At 72.5% G+C, this 17,652-nt stretch carries 4 protein-coding genes; 2 read left to right on the top strand and 2 right to left on the bottom strand.

What is annotated here, in order from left to right; genetic code table 11:
* Positions 1 to 88 precede the first annotated feature (88 nt).
* Positions 89 to 769: an O-methyltransferase gene (locus AB0E24_RS04225; RefSeq protein WP_359374818.1), complete on the top strand. Its 681-nt coding sequence runs from the start codon at positions 89 to 91 to the stop codon at positions 767 to 769.
* Between the two features lie 97 nt (positions 770 to 866).
* Here the strand turns inward: AB0E24_RS04225 and AB0E24_RS04220 are convergent, their stop codons facing one another.
* Positions 867 to 2,162 (bottom strand): carboxymuconolactone decarboxylase family protein, encoded by a 1,296-nt coding sequence (locus AB0E24_RS04220; protein WP_069869617.1) that lies wholly within the window; start codon positions 2,160 to 2,162, stop codon positions 867 to 869.
* 441 nt (positions 2,163 to 2,603) lie between these two features.
* Between AB0E24_RS04220 and AB0E24_RS04215 the strand changes: the two genes are divergently transcribed.
* Positions 2,604 to 16,481 (top strand): type I polyketide synthase, encoded by a 13,878-nt coding sequence (locus tag AB0E24_RS04215; RefSeq protein ID WP_435865250.1) that lies wholly within the window; start codon positions 2,604 to 2,606, stop codon positions 16,479 to 16,481.
* 100 nt (positions 16,482 to 16,581) lie between these two features.
* Here AB0E24_RS04215 and hemA read toward each other — a convergent pair.
* Positions 16,582 to 17,652, bottom strand: a 1,071-nt coding sequence (gene hemA, locus AB0E24_RS04210) for a 5-aminolevulinate synthase (protein WP_359374814.1), incomplete at its 5' end; no start/stop codon positions are given.

Below are 17,652 nucleotides of genomic sequence, written 5' to 3'. Positions count from 1 at the left end.
GACTGGAGAGAAAGACCGGCCAAGGCCCGCCAAGGTCGGAGAAGACCAGAAGCGACGACGAGAGAACACCAGAGAAAATGGATGACGCATGGCGAATCAGGTAGGTCTCCCGGCCGCGCTCTCGGAGTACATCCGGGAGTCCTCCCTGCGCGAGGACGGGATTCTGCGGCAGCTACGGGAGACGACGGCGGAGCTTCCCGCGGGCAGCGCGATGCAGGTCATGCCCGAGGAGGGCCAGCTGCTGACGCTGCTGGCCGGTCTCACCCCGGCTCGCAGGATCCTGGAGGTCGGCACGTTCACCGGGTACAGCACCCTGTGCCTGGCCCGTGCGCTCGTGCCCGGCGGACGGCTGGTCACTTGCGACATCACCCACCGGTGGCCGGGGATCGGCGCGGACTACTGGGCCAGGGCGGGCGTCGAAGGCAAGATCGACCTTCGGATCGGTGACGCGACCGAAACCCTCAAGACCCTCCTTGCGGAAGAGGGCCCGGGGACCTTCGACTTCGTGTTCATCGACGCCGACAAGCAGGGATACCCGGACTACTACGAGACAGCGCTGGCTCTCCTCGGTGAGCGCGGGCTGATCGTGGTCGACAACACCCTGTTCTTCGGCAAGGTCGTGGACCCCGACGCGCAGGACGCCGACACTGCCGCGATCCGCGCGTTCAACACGCTGGTCCGGGACGATCCGCGGGTGGAGATGTCCCTGGTCCCCATGGCGGACGGCATCACCCTGATCCGTAAGAAATCGCGGCCGCTGGGGGAGTGAGCGGTTCACCGGGACGGCGGCCCCGAATCACGGCGGCGCCGAGTCGTCATGGACCCCGTGGCCCCCGCCGCGCACGGGGGCCACGGGAGGACGACGCTCAGGTGACCACCCTCGGTATGAACGCCGCGTGGGCCCCGTCGGAGTAGCGGCGCAGTTCGACGCCGTACACCTCGGCGGAGCGGAGTTGTTGGCCGAGAAATCTGAGGGCCAAGTTGAATTCGGGCGGGAAATGGCTGGCCACAATGACCATCCGGAGCCTGCCCAGGGCCAGATTCGATTCGAGGGTACGCAGGAACGAGCCCTCGTCGACCGTATAGCCCATCTCCGCCAGCAAACTCTCCCCGGTGCTGTTCTGCAATTGCGCGGTGTACTCCAGTGATCGCTGGAGGATATGGAGCGGCCAGTGCCGTGCCCCGCTGCCCGCGTAGTCGAGTATTTTCGCCAGGGCGCTGTGCGCGTTCCAGGTGTCGTGTGGTTCCACCACTTCGACGAGAATCGGAATGCCCCGGGAATCGGCGAACAGATGGGTGGCGCTGAAGGAGTAGCCGTCCGTGTCCGGCATGATGTCCGTGGAGTTCCTGCGGATGAGCAGGAGCGGCGAGTTGACCTCGTGGCGGCCGTTCACCGCCGTGGACAGCAGGTCCGGATAGCGCACGAGGATCTCGTGAAGCGGCGGGTCCTGGTGGGCCGCCGTCGGTGTGAGCTGGGAGAGCCCGGTGTCGGTCTGCAACACGATGCGCCGGTTCCAGGTATCGGCGCCCGGCCCCGCGAGTGAATCGCGTCGGCGCGCATGCCGGCCCGAGGCCGTCCGCCCCGGGTCCGCCGGCAGCAGTGCGGGGCGCTCCATCCAGCTGTCGACCGAGACCAGGCACGAGTTCAGGATGAACGCCAGGGTTTTGTAGACTCCGGCGAGAGCCAGCAGTTCGAGGATCTGCTCCTCGCTGTAGCGCTCGGCGAGCTGCTTCCATGTGTCGTCCGAGAGGGCCGACTGGGTGTGGAGCTCGTCGACCGCCTGGAGGAGGACGGCTTCGAAGGGCGCCCAGTCGGTGGCGTCCTCCGAGGCGACCCGGGCGATCTCGGTCTCGCTCAGCCCGACGAAGAGTCCCGCGGCGTGGTGGTGCGCCCAGATGTATGGGGCCTGCGAGCGCCATGCCGTCCGCAGGATCACGATCTCGCGTTCGCGTGGCGGGAGGATGTCACCGGCCACATGCGTCAACAGCGGCTGCATCGCGGGCAGCAGTGTCGGATGGTTCGCGATGGTCCGGTGGACGTTTGGTGGCGGCCGGTCCGCGAGGATCCCGTTCAGTGACTCCTTGATCTCCTGGGCGTAGACCTGGCCGGCCGGTGTGACGGCGAAGTCGTCCGCGTCCTGCGGATCGATCCTGGGCCGCATTTCCTTCACCCTCAAGTTATGTGTTGTCACGACAGTGTCTCGTCGACGCGCCGTGGGATTCCCCCGGGCGGCTCTTTTCGGCCGACCTGGCCCTACCATAAGCGATCGTCGGAGTTCCCGAACACCGGAGGTCCAGGGGAGTTCCTAGTAGCCGTTTTTGTGGCCTTCCTTCGTGTTTGGTGACGGCACTGGCATGTCCTGCGCCGATGACGGTGGAAAAGGGCGGCGAACGGCCCCGAATGGAGAGTGGCGACACGCACCTTGATATATGAGGAATGTCAGCTGACCTCCCATGTATCATCGCGCATTGTTGATCGCGACTCGAACGACAGTCCGGTGTCAACGGATTATTGGAGACCGGGCGTGCGTCAGCACCCGCTCTCCTGCCAAGCCTGCGAAGACGATGAGTTGGGGAGCGGTGCCGTGAGCGGAGCCGAGTCCATGTCCGCCCAGGGACTCCACGAGACGGACACTGCCATCGCGGTGGTGGGAGTGTCCTGCCGGTTGCCGTCCGCGGCGGACCCCGGGCGGTTCTGGCGGCTGCTGACCGGCGCGGTGAGCGCCGTGTCGCCGGTACCACCGGGCCGGTGGAGTGACGAGGACGTGGCAGCGGGCTCCGATGGGGCCGGCTGGGGCGCCTTCGTGGACGAAGTCGACCGTTTCGACGCGGAGTTCTTCGGGATCTCGCCGCGCGAGGCGAGGGCGATGGACCCACAGCAGCGTCTCGCGCTGGAGCTTGGCTGGGAGGTCCTGGAGGACGCGGGCATACTCCCGGACGCGGTACGCGGCGGCGGCACCGGCGTGTTCATCGGTGTGACCGCGGACGACTACGGGGTATTGGACCGCCGCAGGGGACCGGCGGCGATCGGACATCACACCCTGACCGGTCTGAACCGGAGCGTGATCGCGAACCGGGTCTCCTACTTCCTCGGGCTCCGGGGGCCGAGCCTGGTGGTGGACACCGGGCAGTCGTCCGCGCTGGTGGCGGTGCACCTGGCGTGCGAGAGCCTGCGGCGCGGGGAGTCTGCCATGGCCCTGGCCGGCGGTGTGCAGCTCAACCTGGCACCGGACAGCGCGGCGGCGGCCTCCCTGTTCGGCGCCCTGTCACCGGACGGCCGCTGCTTCGTCTTCGACGAGCGCGCGGGCGGCTATGTGCGTGGCGAGGGCGCGGGAATGGTGCTGCTCAAGCCCCTGGCGAGGGCGTTGGCCGACGGGGATGAGATCTACTGTGTCATCGAGGGCAGCGCGGTGGGCAACGACGGCCCCGGCGAGGGCCTGACCACCCCCGATCCGGAGGGGCAGGAGACGGTTCTGCGAGCGGCGTGCCGGAGCGCCGGGGTCGATCCGACCGCGGTCCAGTACGTGGAACTGCATGGCACCGGTACCAGGGTGGGCGATCCGGTGGAGGCGGCGGCGCTCGGCGCGGTGTACGGGGCGGGTCGTGCCGCCGACAACCCGCTGCTGGTCGGTTCGGCGAAGACGAACGTGGGGCATCTGGAGGGCGCCGCGGGCATCGTCGGCCTTCTCAAGGTCGTGCTGTCGCTGCGGAACGGCGAGTTGCCGGCGAGCCTGAACCATGAACTCCCCAACCCCGCCATCCGCTTCGACGAGTGGCGCCTGGAAGTGGCCACCTCGACCCGCCCCTGGCCCTACCGCGACGGCCGGGCCCTGGCCGGAGTGTCGTCCTTCGGCATGGGCGGCACCAACTGCCATGTGATCGTGTCCGCCGCCGAACCGGCCCCCACAGGCGTACCCGCGGGCGCGGACACGGACGGGCGCGCCGGCATGGCGGACAGCGCCCTCATGGCGGGTGGCGCCGTGCCGTGGCCGCTGTCGGGCCGCACTCGGGACGCGCTGCGCACACAGGCCGTCCGCCTCGCCTCCCATCTTGCGGACAACCACCGGCTCGACCCGGTGGACTTGGGCTTCTCCCTGGCCACCACCCGGACCGCGTTCCGTCACCGCGCCGTCGTCCTCGCGCCGGACCGGCCGGGTGCCCCGGACGCGCTGACGGCGCTGGCCGACGGTGAGTCCGCGCCGGGCGTGGTGCGCGGAGTCGCCGATGTCGAGGGCAAGACGGTGTTCGTCTTCCCCGGGCAGGGTTCGCAGTGGGCGGGCATGGGTGTCCGGCTGATGGCGCAGTCCCCGGTGTTCGCCGAGCGGCTGGCCGAGTGCGCCGCCGCGCTCGCGCCCCATGTGGACTGGTCGCTGCCGGAGGTGCTGCGACAGGCCCCGGGCGCGCCGTCGCTGGAACGGGTGGATGTGGTCCAACCCGCCTCCTGGGCGGTGATGGTCTCCCTCGCGGCGGTGTGGCAGGCACACGGGGTGGTTCCGGACGCGGTGGTGGGACATTCCCAGGGGGAGATCGCGGCGGCGTGCGTGTCCGGTGCGCTGTCCCTGGAGGACGCGGCCCGGGTGGTGGCGCTGCGCGGCCAGACCATCGCACGCCGTCTGGCGGGGTCGGGCGGCATGCTGTCGGTGCCGCTGCCCCTGGCCGAGGTCGAGGCATGGCTGCGCCGCTGGGACGGCCGGGTGTCGGTCGCGGCGCTGAACGGGCCCGGCTCGGTGGTGGTCTCCGGTGAACTGGACGCGCTGGACGAGCTGTTCGAGGAGCTGACCGGCGCGGATGTGCGGGCGCGGCGGGTCGCCATCGACTACGCCTCGCACTCGGCGCAGGTGGAGCAGCTGCGCGAGGAGATGTCGGCCGAGCTGGAGGGCCTCAGCCCGCGCCGGGCCGAGGTGCCGTTCTTCTCCACGGTGACCGGCGAGTGGCTGGACACCACCGGTATGGACGCCGGGTATTGGTATCGCAATCTGCGGCAGACCGTCGGCTTCGAACCGGCCGTACGGGCGCTGCTCGGACAGGACCACCGGGTCTTCGTCGAGGTCAGCACCCATCCGGTGCTGACCGCCGGGGTGCAGGATGTCATCGACGAGGCCGATGTCCGGGCGGTCGCCGTCGGCACGCTGCGCCGGGATGTGGGCGGGGCGGACCGGTTCCTGACCTGTCTGGCGGAGGTGTACGTCCGCGGGGTGGCGGTCGACTGGTCGCGGGCGTTCGCCGGGACCGGTGCCCGGCGGGTGGCCCTGCCGACGTACGGATTCCAGCGGGAGCGCTACTGGCTCCCGGAGCTCGCCGGCGGTGCCACGGCGAGGGACACCGCCACGGCCGCTCCGGCGGCCGTGCCCGGACACACCGCCCGCCCGGAGCCGGAGCCGGAGTCCGAGCCGGGCCCGGAGCGCGTGGCGTCCGACGCGTCGTGGACCCGCGCCGGCCTGGGACGCCTGGTGCGCGCGGAGGCAGCGGTGGTGCTGGGCTTCACCTCCGCCGAGCAGGTGAATCCGGTGCTGTCCTTCCGGGAGTTGGGCTTCGACTCGGCGATGACCGTGGAACTGGTCGCCCGGCTGAAGGCCGCCACCGGACTGCGGATACCCAACACCGTGCTGTTCGACCACTCCACACCGGATCGGTGCGCGAACCATCTGGCCGCCGGCCTCACCGGCCCGGTCACCGCCGGTACGCCGACGGCACCCAGCGCCGTCCCGGTGGACGCCCCGGCGGATGATCCGGTGGTCATCGTGGGCATGGCCTGCCGCTACCCGGGCGGGGTGAACTCGCCCGAGGAGCTGTGGGACTTGGTGTCGGGCGAAGTCGATGCCGTCTCCGACATGCCAACCGGCCGGGGGTGGGCGCCCGAGATCACGGAGACCGGCAGACCGGGCGGGTTCCTGTACGACGCGGACCGGTTCGACGCGGCGCTGTTCGGGATCTCGCCGCGCGAGGCCGAGGCCATGGATCCGCAGCAGCGGCTGGCGCTGGAGGCCAGCTGGGAGGCGGTGGAACGGGCCGAGATCGCCCCGTCGTCCCTGCACGGCAGCCGGACCGGGGTGTTCATGGGCGCGATGGCCCAGGACTACGGCCCCAGGCTCCAGGACAGCGCCGGCTCCGCGGAGGGGTATCTGCTCACCGGCACCTCGCCGAGCGTCCTGTCCGGCCGGATCGCCTACGCCCTGGGGCTGCACGGGCCCACGCTGACCGTGGACACGGCGTGCTCCTCGTCGCTGGTGGCGCTCCACCTGGCCGCGCAGGCGCTGCGCGGTGGCGAGTGCTCCCTGGCGCTGGCCGGCGGGGTCACCGTCATGTCGGAACCGGGCATCTTCGCGGAGTTCGCCCGGCAGGGCGGCCTGTCGCCCGACGGCCGCTGCAAGGCGTACGCGGAGGGAGCGGACGGCACGGGCTGGTCCGAGGGCGTGGGCGTACTGGTCCTGGAACGGCTCTCGGACGCGCTCCGCGGCGGCCACCGGGTACTGGCGGTACTGCGCGGTTCCGCGGTCAACTCGGACGGGGCGTCGAACGGCCTGACCGCGCCCAGTGGAATCGCGCAACGGCAGGTGATCGGCCAGGCCCTGGCCGGCGCGGGCCTGGTCCCCTCGGACGTGGACGCCGTGGAGGGACACGGCACCGGTACCCGGCTGGGCGACCCGATCGAGGCCCAGGCGCTGCTGGCCACCTACGGGCAGGGCCGCGACGCGGACCGTCCGCTGCTGCTGGGGTCGCTCAAGTCCAACATCGGACACGCACAGGCCGCCGCCGGTGTCGCGGGCGTCATCAAGATGATCCTGGCCATGCACCACGGTGTGCTGCCGCGCACGTTGCACGTGGACGCGCCGTCGTCACAGGTGGACTGGTCGGCCGGGGCGGTGGAACTGCTCACCGGGTCCGTTCCGTGGCCACCGGCCGGGCGGCCCCGCCGCGCGGGTGTGTCGTCGTTCGGGATCAGTGGCACCAACGCGCATGTGATCGTCGAACAGCCCCCGCGGGACCGGCCCGATGACTCCGCCGGTCGTGCACCGGCCGCCCCGCGAGCGCGGACCGTGCCCGAAGTGGCGCCGTGGCCGGTGTCGGCCCGCACCGAGGCGGCGCTGGACGCCCAACTCGACCGGCTGGCCGCGTTCGTGGCCGACACCGGCGCGACGGCGCCGGACATCGGCTACTCGCTGGCGACCACACGCTCCGAGCTGGAGCACCGAGCGGTCCTCCTGGCCGCGGCGGACACCACGGGGAACGGCGACCGGCGCCCCGTGACGGTGGCGCGGGGCACGGCCGTGGGCGACCCAGGCCCGGTGGCGCTGCTGTTCGCCGGACAGGGCGCGCAGCGACTGGGCATGGGCCGTGAACTGCACGCCCGGTTCCCGGTGTTCGCGGCGGCGTGGAACGAGGTCTGCGCGCTGCTGGACGGGGAACTGGAGCGGCCGTTGCGCGAAGCGGTGTTCGGCGACGACGCGGAAACGCTGGACCGCACCGAGTATGCCCAACCCGCGCTGTTCGCCCTGGAAGTGGCCCTGTACCGGCTGGTGGAGTCGTGGGGCGCGGCACCGGATCTGCTGATCGGACACTCCGTCGGGGAGATCGCCGCGGCACATGTGGCCGGAGTGCTGTCGCTGTCCGACGCGTGCCGGCTCGTCGCCGCACGCGGACGGCTGATGCAGAGGCTGCCGGAGGGTGGCGCCATGGTCGCCCTGCGGGCCACCGAGGACGAGGTGGCGCCGCTGCTCGCCAACTCCGGGGACCGGTGGGGACTCGCCGCGGTCAACGGCCCCCAGTCGGTGGTGGTGTCCGGGGACGCCGACGCGGTCGAGGCGATAGCGGACCGGTTCGCGGCGGACGGCCGCAAGACCACCCGGCTGCGGGTCGGCCACGCGTTCCACTCCCCGTTGATGGCGCCCATGCTGGACGACTTCCGCGCGGTCGTCGAGGGCCTGTCCTTCGGCGAGCCGCGCATCCCGATCGTCTCGACCGTCACCGGTGAACGGATCGACGCGGAGCACATCCGCGGCCGCGACTACTGGGTGGAGCACGTCAGCCGGACCGTGCGGTTCGCCGACGCGGTCGGCGCCGCGGCCGCGGCCGGCGCCCGCACCTTCCTCGAACTGGGCCCGGACGCGACGCTGTCCGTACTGGCCGAGGACGTCCTCACCGACGTGGCGCACGTGGCGGTGGTGCCCCTGCTGGACAGGGAGCGCGGCGAGGAGTCCACGGCGGTGACGGCGGCCGCCCGGCTGTATGTGCGGGGCGTACCGGTCCGGTGGGCCGAACTGTTCGCCGGGACCGACGCCCGCCGCGTCGCGCTGCCCACCTACGCGTTCCAGCGGGACCGGTTCTGGACCGCGCCCGCCGCGCCCCCGGCGGCCGACGTGGTCTCGGCGGGGCTTGACCGTATGGCGCACCCGCTGCTCGGCGCGGTCGTGGAACTGCCCGAGAACGGTGGTCTGCTCTGCACCGGACAGCTGTCGGTGACGGCGCAACCGTGGCTGGCCGACCATGTGGTGGCCGGACACACCACCTTCCCCGGGGCCGGCTTCGTGGAGCTGGCGGTACGGGCGGGCGACGAGGTCGGCTGCGGTCTGGTCGAGGAACTCACCGTGGCCGCACCGCTGGTGCTGTCCGGGCAGGGCGAGCGCGGTGTGCGCGTCCAGGTATCGCTCGGCGCCCCCGGCGACGGCGGTCGGCGCACCCTGGGCATCCACTCACGGCCGGTCGGCACACCGGAGGCGCCATGGACGCGGCACGCCACCGGCGTCCTCGCGCCGGGTACGCCCACGGCCGACCCCGCCCCCGACGCCGACGCCGGACGGGTGTGGCCGCCCGCGGATGCCGTACCGGTCGACCCGGACGGCTTCCACGAGCGGTGGCTCGCTGCCGGACTCGCCCACGGACCGGCGTCCCGTGGTGTTCGGGCGGTCTGGACGGCCGGTGACGAGGTGCTGGCCGAGGTCGTCCTCCCCGAGCACGCCGACGCGGACGCGGACGCCTACCGTCTGCACCCCGCGCTGCTGGAGACGGCGCTGCACATCGTGGCGCTGACCGGTCCCGATGGCCCGGACGGCGGATGGTCCGCGCCCACCCGGTCCGAGGCGTCGTCGTGGTCGGGGGTGCTTCTGCACGCCGTGGGCGCGTCGGTGCTGCGGGTGCGGCTGCGCAGGACGCGCGATGACACGGTCACGTTGACCGCGGCGGACGCCGCGGGTGATCCGGTGCTCTCGGTACGCACGCTGACGCTGCGCCCGCAGGCCGTCCCCACCACGGGGGCCACGGCCGAGCCGCCGCTTCTGCGCCTGGGCTGGCTGCCCGCCCGGGTGCCGGACAGCGCCGGTCACGACCGTGTCGCGATCGGGGACGCGGTGCTGGTGCCGGTCACCGTGCCGACGGGCGTACCGGTGCCGGAGGCGGTCCGTACCGTCACCGCGTCCGTGCTCGACACGCTGCGGCAACACCTCGATGACGCAGCCGGGGCGGGAGACGCGGACGAGGCCGGCGGGGACGGCGGCGGCCGTCCCTCCCGGCTGGTGTTCATGACCCGTGGAGCGGTGGCCACCACCCCCGGCACGGCCCCCGATGTGGTGGCGGCGTCGGTGTGGGGACTGGTGCGTTCGGCTCAGCGGGAGACCCCGGGCCGGTTCGTGCTGCTCGACCTGGAAGCCACGGACGGCGAGGACGAGGCCGACGGCAGGGGCGGTGGGCATCCGGTGCCGACCGACCCGGCGACCCTGCGCGCGGTGCTGGACTGTGGTGAGCCCGAACTCGCCCTGCGCGCAGGTGAGTTGCTGATGCCCCGGCTGTTCCCGGCGGATGCCCCGGCCGACGTCCCGGACCCGGCGGCGCCGGGCCCGGTGTGGGGTGGCGAGGGCACTGTGCTGGTCACCGGTGGTCTCGGCAGTCTTGGCGCGATGTTCGCCCGGCACCTGGTCACCGCGCACGGGGTGCGTCATCTGGTGCTGGCCGGGCGTCGGGGCGCCGACACCGAGGGCGCCGATGAACTGGTGGCCGAGCTGACCGGACAGGGCGCGCGGGTGACCGTCGCCGCCTGCGACGTCTCCGACCGTGCGGCCGTGGCGGCCCTACTGGCGTCGTTCCCGGCCGAGCATCCGCTGACCGGTGTGGTGCACACCGCAGGTGTGCTCGACGACGGACTGGTGCAGGCGCTCACCCCGGACCGGCTGGACACGGTGTTCCGCCCAAAGCTGGACGCGGCGTGGCATCTGCACGAACTGACGCGGGACCGCGGCCTGACCGCGTTCGTGGTGTTCTCGTCGGTGTTCGGTGTGCTCGGCAACGCGGGGCAGGCCGGATACACCGCGGCGAACGCGTTCCTGGACGCGCTGGCGCAGCGGCGGACCGCCGAGGGGCTCGCGGGCCTGTCCATCGGCTGGGGGCCATGGCGGCAGGACATCGGGGGCATGACCGCTTCGCTGAGCGCCGTGGAGATGCGGAGGATCACCGGGGGCGGGATGGCGGAGTTCTCCGTCGACCAGGGGCTGTCCTGGTTCGACATCGCGGCCGCGGTGGGCGAGCCGTTCGTCGTCGCCGCACAGGTCGACCGGGCCGCCCTGCGGGCGCGTGACACCGTGCCCGCCGCCCTCCGCGGCCTGGTCCCCGCCCGACCCGCCCGTCGCACCGCCGCTGTCGCCATCGCCACCGGCGGCGGCCTCGACCCGCTGGCCGGGCTGACGGCCGACCAGGCCCGTGTCACCCTGCTGCGGTGGGTGCGTGAGCAGGTGATGGCGGTGCTCGGACACACGAGTTCGGCGGCGGTCGAGGCCGGGCGCACGTTCAAGGACATGGGTTTCGACTCACTGACCGCCGGTCAGCTGCGGAACGGCCTGCGGACACGAACGGGCCTGAGCCTGCCCTCGACGCTGATCTACGACCATCCGACCCCGGAAACCCTGGCCGCCCATCTGTGGACCGAGTTGGGCGGTGCGGCGGGTGAGCGGCGGGAGAGCGCCGGGCCGGCCCCGATCACGGCGGGTGGCCCGGCGGCCGGGGCGACCGCTGCCGAGCCGATCGCGATCATCGGCATGAGCTGCCGTTTCCCCGGCGGGGTTCGCTCGCCCGAGGAGTTGTGGGAGCTGCTGGCCGAGGGCACGGACGCCATCTGCCCACTGCCCGCCGACCGAGGCTGGGGCCCGAGTGTGTACCACCCCGACCCGGAGCGCACGGGCACGACCTACTCGGCGGCGGGGGGCTTTCTGGATGGCGTGGCCGAGTTCGACGCGGCGTTCTTCGGCATCTCCCCGCGCGAGGCGGTCTCGATGGACCCGCAGCAGCGGATGCTGCTGGAACTCGCCTGGGAGGCGTTCGAACGCGCCGGGGTCGACCCCACATCCCTGCGGGGCAGTACGACGGGCACCTTCGTCGCGGCGACGGCCCAGCAGTACGGCGCGGGGGCGTCGGCGGACTCCGACGGGTACCAGCTCACCGGCACGCTCCCCAGCGTGCTGTCCGGCCGTCTCTCCTATCTGTTCGACTTCAGCGGTCCGGCCGTGACGGTGGACACGGCCTGCTCGGCCTCCCTGGTCGCGTTGCACATGGCGTGCCAGTCGCTGCGCTCGGGGGAGAGCACCCTGGCCCTCGCAGGTGGCGCGACGGTGCTGTCCGGCCCGGACACCCTCGTCTCGCTGAGCAGGCACCGGGTCATGGCACCGGACGGGCGGTGCAAGGCGTTCGCCGAGTCGGCGGACGGCATGGGCATCGCCGAAGGCGCCGGCCTCCTGGTGCTGGAGCGGCTGTCGGACGCGGTCCGGCACGGCCACCGGGTGCTCGCGGTCGTCCGCGGGTCGGCGGTGAACTCCGACGGCGCCTCCAACGGGCTGACCGCGCCGAGCGGTCCGGCGCAGCGGCGGGTCATCCGGCAGGCGCTCGCCAACAGCGGGCTTTCGGCGTCCGACATCGACGCGGTCGAGGCCCATGGAACCGGCACCGCGCTGGGCGATCCGATCGAAGCGCACGCGCTGATGGCCACCTACGGCCAGGACCGGGGCGGCAATCCGCCGCTGCTGCTCGGCTCGGTCAAGTCCAACATCGGGCACACCCAGGTGGCCGCCGGTGTCGCGGGTGTCATCAAGATGGTGATGGCGCTGCGGCACGGCCGGCTGCCGAAGACGCTGCACGCCGCCGAACCGTCCTCCCGGATCGACTGGGACTCGGGCGCGGTCAGGCTGCTGACCGAGGCTGCCCCCTGGCCCGAACTGGGCCGTCCGCGACGGGCCGCGGTGTCGGCGTTCGGCATGAGCGGGACCAACGCCCACGCCGTGCTGGAACAGGCCCCGCCGGCCGCCGACCGGCCCCCGCTCGCGGATGCCGCGCCGGACGGGCCGGTGGCGTGGCCGCTGGCGGCCAAGTCGGCCGGTGCGCTGCGCGCCCAGGCCGCGAAACTGCTCGCACACCTGGACGGCCATCCCGGGCAGCGGCCCGAGGACATCGGGTATTCGCTGGCCATGACCCGTGCCGCGTTCGAGCACCGGGCTGTGCTGGTCGGCGGCGACCGGGCGGCGCTGCGCGGGAGCCTGGCGGCCCTGGCCGAGGGCACCTCGACCGCCGGTGCGGTACGGGGGACGGCGGCCGAACGCGGCACGGTGGTCTTCGTCTTCCCCGGACAGGACGGGGCCTGGCCGGGAATGGCGGCCGAACTGCTCGATGTCTCGTCCGTCTTCGCCGCCCGCGTCGCCGACTGCGAGGCGGCCCTGGCCCCGTATCTCGACTGGTTGCCGTCCGCTGTGCTGCGCGGTGCGCCCGGCGCTCCGCCGATCGAGCGGCGGCCTGATGTGCTCCAGCCCGTGCTGTGGACGGTCATGGTCTCCCTCGCCGCTCTCTGGCGCTCATGGGGTGTCGAGCCGGCCGCCGTGGTCGGCCACTCGCAGGGCGAGGTGGCCGCCGCCTGTGTCAGTGGCGGTCTGTCGCTGAACGACGGCGCCCGCGTGGTGGCGCTGCGCAGCCGGCTCATCCACGAGCGCCTGTCCGGGCGCGGCGCGATGATGTCGGTGATGGCACCGCCGGAGCGGGTGCGGGAACTGCTGGACGGGACGTCCGACGCGGTGTCCATCGCGGCGGTCAACGGGCCGAAGACGGTGACCCTTTCCGGTGATCCGGCCGCTCTTGCCGAGGTCGAGCGCGCCCTGTCCGCCGCCGGGATCATGCGCTGGCGGTTGCCCGGGGTGGACTTCGCCGCCCACTCGGCGCACATCGACGAGATCGAGGCCGAACTGATGGAGTTGCTGGCGCCGGTGCGGCCCCGCCCGTCGACGGTGCCGTTCCACTCCACGGTCACCGGGGGCCGTCTGGACACCGAGGAGCTGGATGCCCGCTACTGGTGCCGGAACCTGCGGGAGACCGTGTCCTTCGCCGAGACGATGACGGGTCTCGTACGCGAGGGACACGGCTTCATGATCGAGGTCGGCCCGCATCCGGTGCTCGCGGTCGGCACCGGCGAGATCATCGAGAACGCGAACAGCCCGGCGGTCACCCTGGGCACTCTGCGCAGGGACGACGGCGGATGGGACCGTGTTCTGCGCTCGCTGGGGGAGGCGTACGCCCATGGCGTGCCCGTCGACTGGAGCACGGTCCTCCCCGGCGGCCACACGGTGGACCTGCCCACCTACGCGTTCCAGCACGAGTCGTACTGGATCGCCCCGCCCGCCTCGGGGCCCGGCACGACCGCGGTGGCCGACGAGCCGCTGTGGGATGCCGTGGACCAGGGGGACGCCGCCGCCGTCGCCACGCTGATCGGCCTCGAAGCGGAGAGCAAGGGCGCGCTCGACTCGGTGCTCCCGGCGCTGTCGGCGTGGCACAGGCGACAGGACGAGCACGCGCTGACCAGCGCGCGGCGCTACCGGACGGTGTGGACACCGCTGCGTGTCCCCGTCGACCCCGCGCTCACCGGAACCTGGCTGGTCCTCACCACGGACGGGGACGGCGACGCGGAGGTGCCGACCGCGCTGACCGCATACGGCGCCCGAGCGCGCCGTGTGGTCCTCGACGAGAGCTGCACCGACCCCGAGGTGGTGGCGGCACGGCTCAGCGAGGCCGGTCTGGACCGCGCGGCCGGAGTGCTGTCGCTGCTCGCGACGGCCGAGGAGGCGGCCGGTGGCGAACCCGCGCTGCCCACCGGCGTGGCGCTGACCGCCTCGCTCCTCCAGGCGCTGATGGCGGCCGGGGCCGAGGTGCCGCTGTGGACGGTGACCCGCGGCGCGGTCTCGACCGGCCCCGCCGACCCGGTCCGTAACCCCCGGCAGGCGATGGTCCTCGGGCTCGGACGGACCGTGGCGCTGGAGGCACCTTCGCTACGAGGCGGGCTGATCGACCTCCCGGAGCGGCTCGACCCCGAGGCGGTCAGGCGGCTCGCCGCACTGCTCTCGGCGGGCCCGGGGGAGGAGCAGGCGGCGGTGCGCTCCTCCGGTGTCCTCGTCAGGCGTCTGGTGAGGGCACCGGCACGAGCCGACTCGCCCGGCGCCTGGAGCCCAGGCGGCACGACCCTGGTGACGGGCGGCACCGGGACGCTGGGCAGCCGAGCCGCCCGATGGCTGGCCCAACAGGGCGCCGAGCACCTGGTGTTGACGAGCCGACATGGCCCCGCGGCACCGGGTGCGGCCGAACTGGTGGCGGAGCTGACCGCCCACGGGACGACCGCCGAGGTGATGCCCTGCGATCTGACCGACCGGGACGCCGTGGCCGCGGTGCTCGACCGGCTCTCGGCGGACGGCCGTCCCGTGCGCGCCGTGGTACACACCGTGGGGACGAGGGACCTGGAGCCGCTCGAGACGGCGAGCCTCACCTCCCTCGCCCAGGCGGTGCACGCGAAGGTGGCAGGCGCCGCGCACCTCGACGAACTGCTCGACGACACCGGCCTGGACGCCTTCGTGCTGTTCACCTCGGTGGCCGGAGTCTGGGGCATCGGCCACCACGCGGCACAGGCGGCGGCCGACGCGTATCTGGAAGCGCTGGCGTCACGGCGCCGCGGACGGGGCGCCCGCGCGACGGCGATCTCCTTCACCCCGTGGGAGGAGGCGCGCGACCGGATGAGCGAGCAGGAGCGCGAGTACCTCGTGCGAACCGGGGTGTCCTTCCTCGACAGCGACCTGGCCCTGACCGGGCTCGCCCAGGCGCTGTACGAGGACGAGACCGCGCTGACGGTCGCCGACATCGACTGGGAACGCCACCTCCCCTTCGTCACCCCGGCCGCTCCCATCCCGTTCTTCAGTGAGCTGCCGGAGGCACGGAGCCTCGACGAGCCCGTAACCACGGGCGACGACGGCGAGTTCACCGCACGGCTGCGGGGCCTTCCGGCCGAGGAGCGGCGGCACGTCCTCGTCGAGCTGGTGCGCAGCGAGGCCGCGGCGGCCCTCGGCCACGCGTCCGGGCAGGCGGTCGACGAGCACTCGGCCTTCCGCGACCACGGCATGGACTCGCTCGCCGCCATCGACCTGCGCAACCGGCTTGCCACGGCGATGGGCACGGCACTGCCCAGCACCGTCGTCCTGACCCACCCCACCCCGGCCCAACTTGCCGACCACCTCGTCGACCACCTCGCCTCGCCGTCGGCGAAGGAGGACAGCGGCACCGGCGGCGCTGACGGCGTCGCCACGACCGACCTGGTCGTCCGCCTGCACCGCCACGCCGTGCGGACGGGCCGGATGAACGAGGCCGGAACCCTGCTCCTCGACCTCGCCGCGCTCCGGCCCAAGAACACCGAGCCCCTCCCGCCCACGGTGGACCGGCTCACCGCCGACACCCCGGGCACCCGCCTGATCTGCGTGGCCCCCATCGTGCCGCTGACCGGACCCCACACCTACTTCACACTCGCCGGGGCGCTTCCCGGCGACTGGGCCATCACCTGTCTGACGCCCCCCGGTTTCGGCACCGAGGCGACCCTGCCCGCCACCCGGGAAACACTCGTCGAAGGGCTCGTCCACGCCGTAGAGACGAGCACCGACGGCGACCCCGCCGACCCGGTGGTCCTCCTGGGCACCTCGTCCGGCGGCATCCTCGCCCACGAGACCGCCCGGCGCCTCGCCGAGCGCGGCACGCCCGTGCGGGCCGTCGTCCTCGTGGACACCTACATCCTGGAATCCCCGGCCGCCCAGGGGCTCCAACCCCAGCTGTGGCACGCCCTGTACGAACGCGAACACCTCGCCGACGGCTACACCGCCACGGACTTGTCCGCCTACGCCTGGATGGAACAGCTCCTGCACACCTGGACCCCCGCGCCCACCCCGTTTCCGACCCTGCTCCTCCGCGCCTCGGACCCCCTTCCCGCACCGGACGGGACGGACCCGGTGCCGCACGGCTGGCAGACGGACCTCCCCCACATGGCCACCACCGTGACCGTCGTGGGCAACCACTTCACCCTCGTCAACCAGCACGCCCCCACCACGGCCGGCCACATCACCGAATGGCTCGCCGAGCGGGGGACAGGCAGGAATACCAGCGGAGACGCCGACGTCCTGGAACGGGCGGCTGGAACAGGGGAACGTACCGCGTGACGAAGTCGTACCGCGGCCATCAAGAACTGTCACGGGCTGATGGACTTCACGAGTTCGGCCCGGGTAATCGCACCAAGAATGAGGAGTTCGGTGACCGAGATCAGTGGGCTGGAGCGGCCTGGGTCGCCGGCATGCGGGGGTGGCCTGTTTCCTTCCAGACCTGGTCCAGGGCGTCGACGAATCCGTGTACGTCGTCGGCGGTGTGTACGGCTCCGGGGGCGACCCGCAGGATCTCCTCCCCGACCCGCACGCTCGGTGCGTTGATCGCTTGTACGTAGATTCCGTGCTGGTCGAGCAGCAGCGTGGACATCCGCTTGCACACGGCCTCGTCCCGTACCAGGACGGAGACGATGTGTGTCTGGTCCGAGATGAAGGGAATGCCACGCTCGTTCAGCAGCCGGTGCATCAGCTGCGCGTTGGACCACAGCTGTTCCCGCTCGGCCTCGGAGGTGCGCAGATGGCGTACGGCGGCGGTGGCGCCGGCGGCCAGGGCGGGCGGCAGGGCGGTGGTGAAGATGAAGGAGCGGGAGAACATGCGCACCGCCTCGATGATTTCGGCGGGGCCGGCGATGTAGCCGCCGGTGGTGCCGAAGCCCTTGGCCAGGGTGCCCATGATGACGGTGAAGTCGTCGGCGATGCCCTCCTGGGCGGCGATGCCGGCGCCCTGCGGGCCGTACATGCCCACCGCGTGCACCTCGTCGAGGTAGGTCATCGCTCCGTGGCGCTTGGCGATGTCGGAGAGTTCGGCCAGCGGGGCGATGTCGCCGTTCATCGAGTACACGGACTCGGCGACGATGAGCTTGGGGGCGTCCGGGTCGGCCGCCGCTATCAGCTCTTCCAGGTGAGCGGGGTCGTTGTGGCGGAAGATCTGCTTCTGGGCGCGGCTGTGGCGCAGGCCGTCGATGATGGAGGCGTGGTTGAGGGCGTCGGAGAAGACGATGCACCCCTCCATGCGGCCGGCGATGACGGACAGCGCGCCGTCGTTGGCGGTGTAGCCGGAGGTGAACAGCAGGGCGTCGTCCTTGCCGTGGAGCGCGGCGAGCTCGTTCTCCAGCAGCACGTGGTGGTGGTTGGTGCCGCCGATGTTGCGTGAGCCGCCGGCGCCGGCACCGTACTTGTCGACCGCGTCCTTCACGGCTTCGAGGACCGCGGGATGCTGGCCCATGCCGAG

The organism is Streptomyces malaysiensis subsp. malaysiensis (assembly GCF_040653035.1).
GTDB classification, from domain to species: Bacteria; Actinomycetota; Actinomycetes; order Streptomycetales; family Streptomycetaceae; genus Streptomyces; species Streptomyces malaysiensis.
The sequence above is the reverse complement of the archived record's forward strand: the minus strand, read 5'-3'. Positions and strand labels throughout refer to the sequence as shown.

Excerpts from the sequence above, each read along its gene's own strand:
- AB0E24_RS04215 (WP_435865250.1), top strand. The coding sequence starts at position 2,604 with ATGTCCGCCCAGGGACTCCACGAGACGGACACTGCCATCGCGGTGGTG.
- AB0E24_RS04220 (WP_069869617.1), bottom strand. The coding sequence starts at position 2,162 with ATGCGGCCCAGGATCGATCCGCAGGACGCGGACGACTTCGCCGTCACA.
- AB0E24_RS04225 (WP_359374818.1), top strand. The coding sequence starts at position 89 with ATGGCGAATCAGGTAGGTCTCCCGGCCGCGCTCTCGGAGTACATCCGG.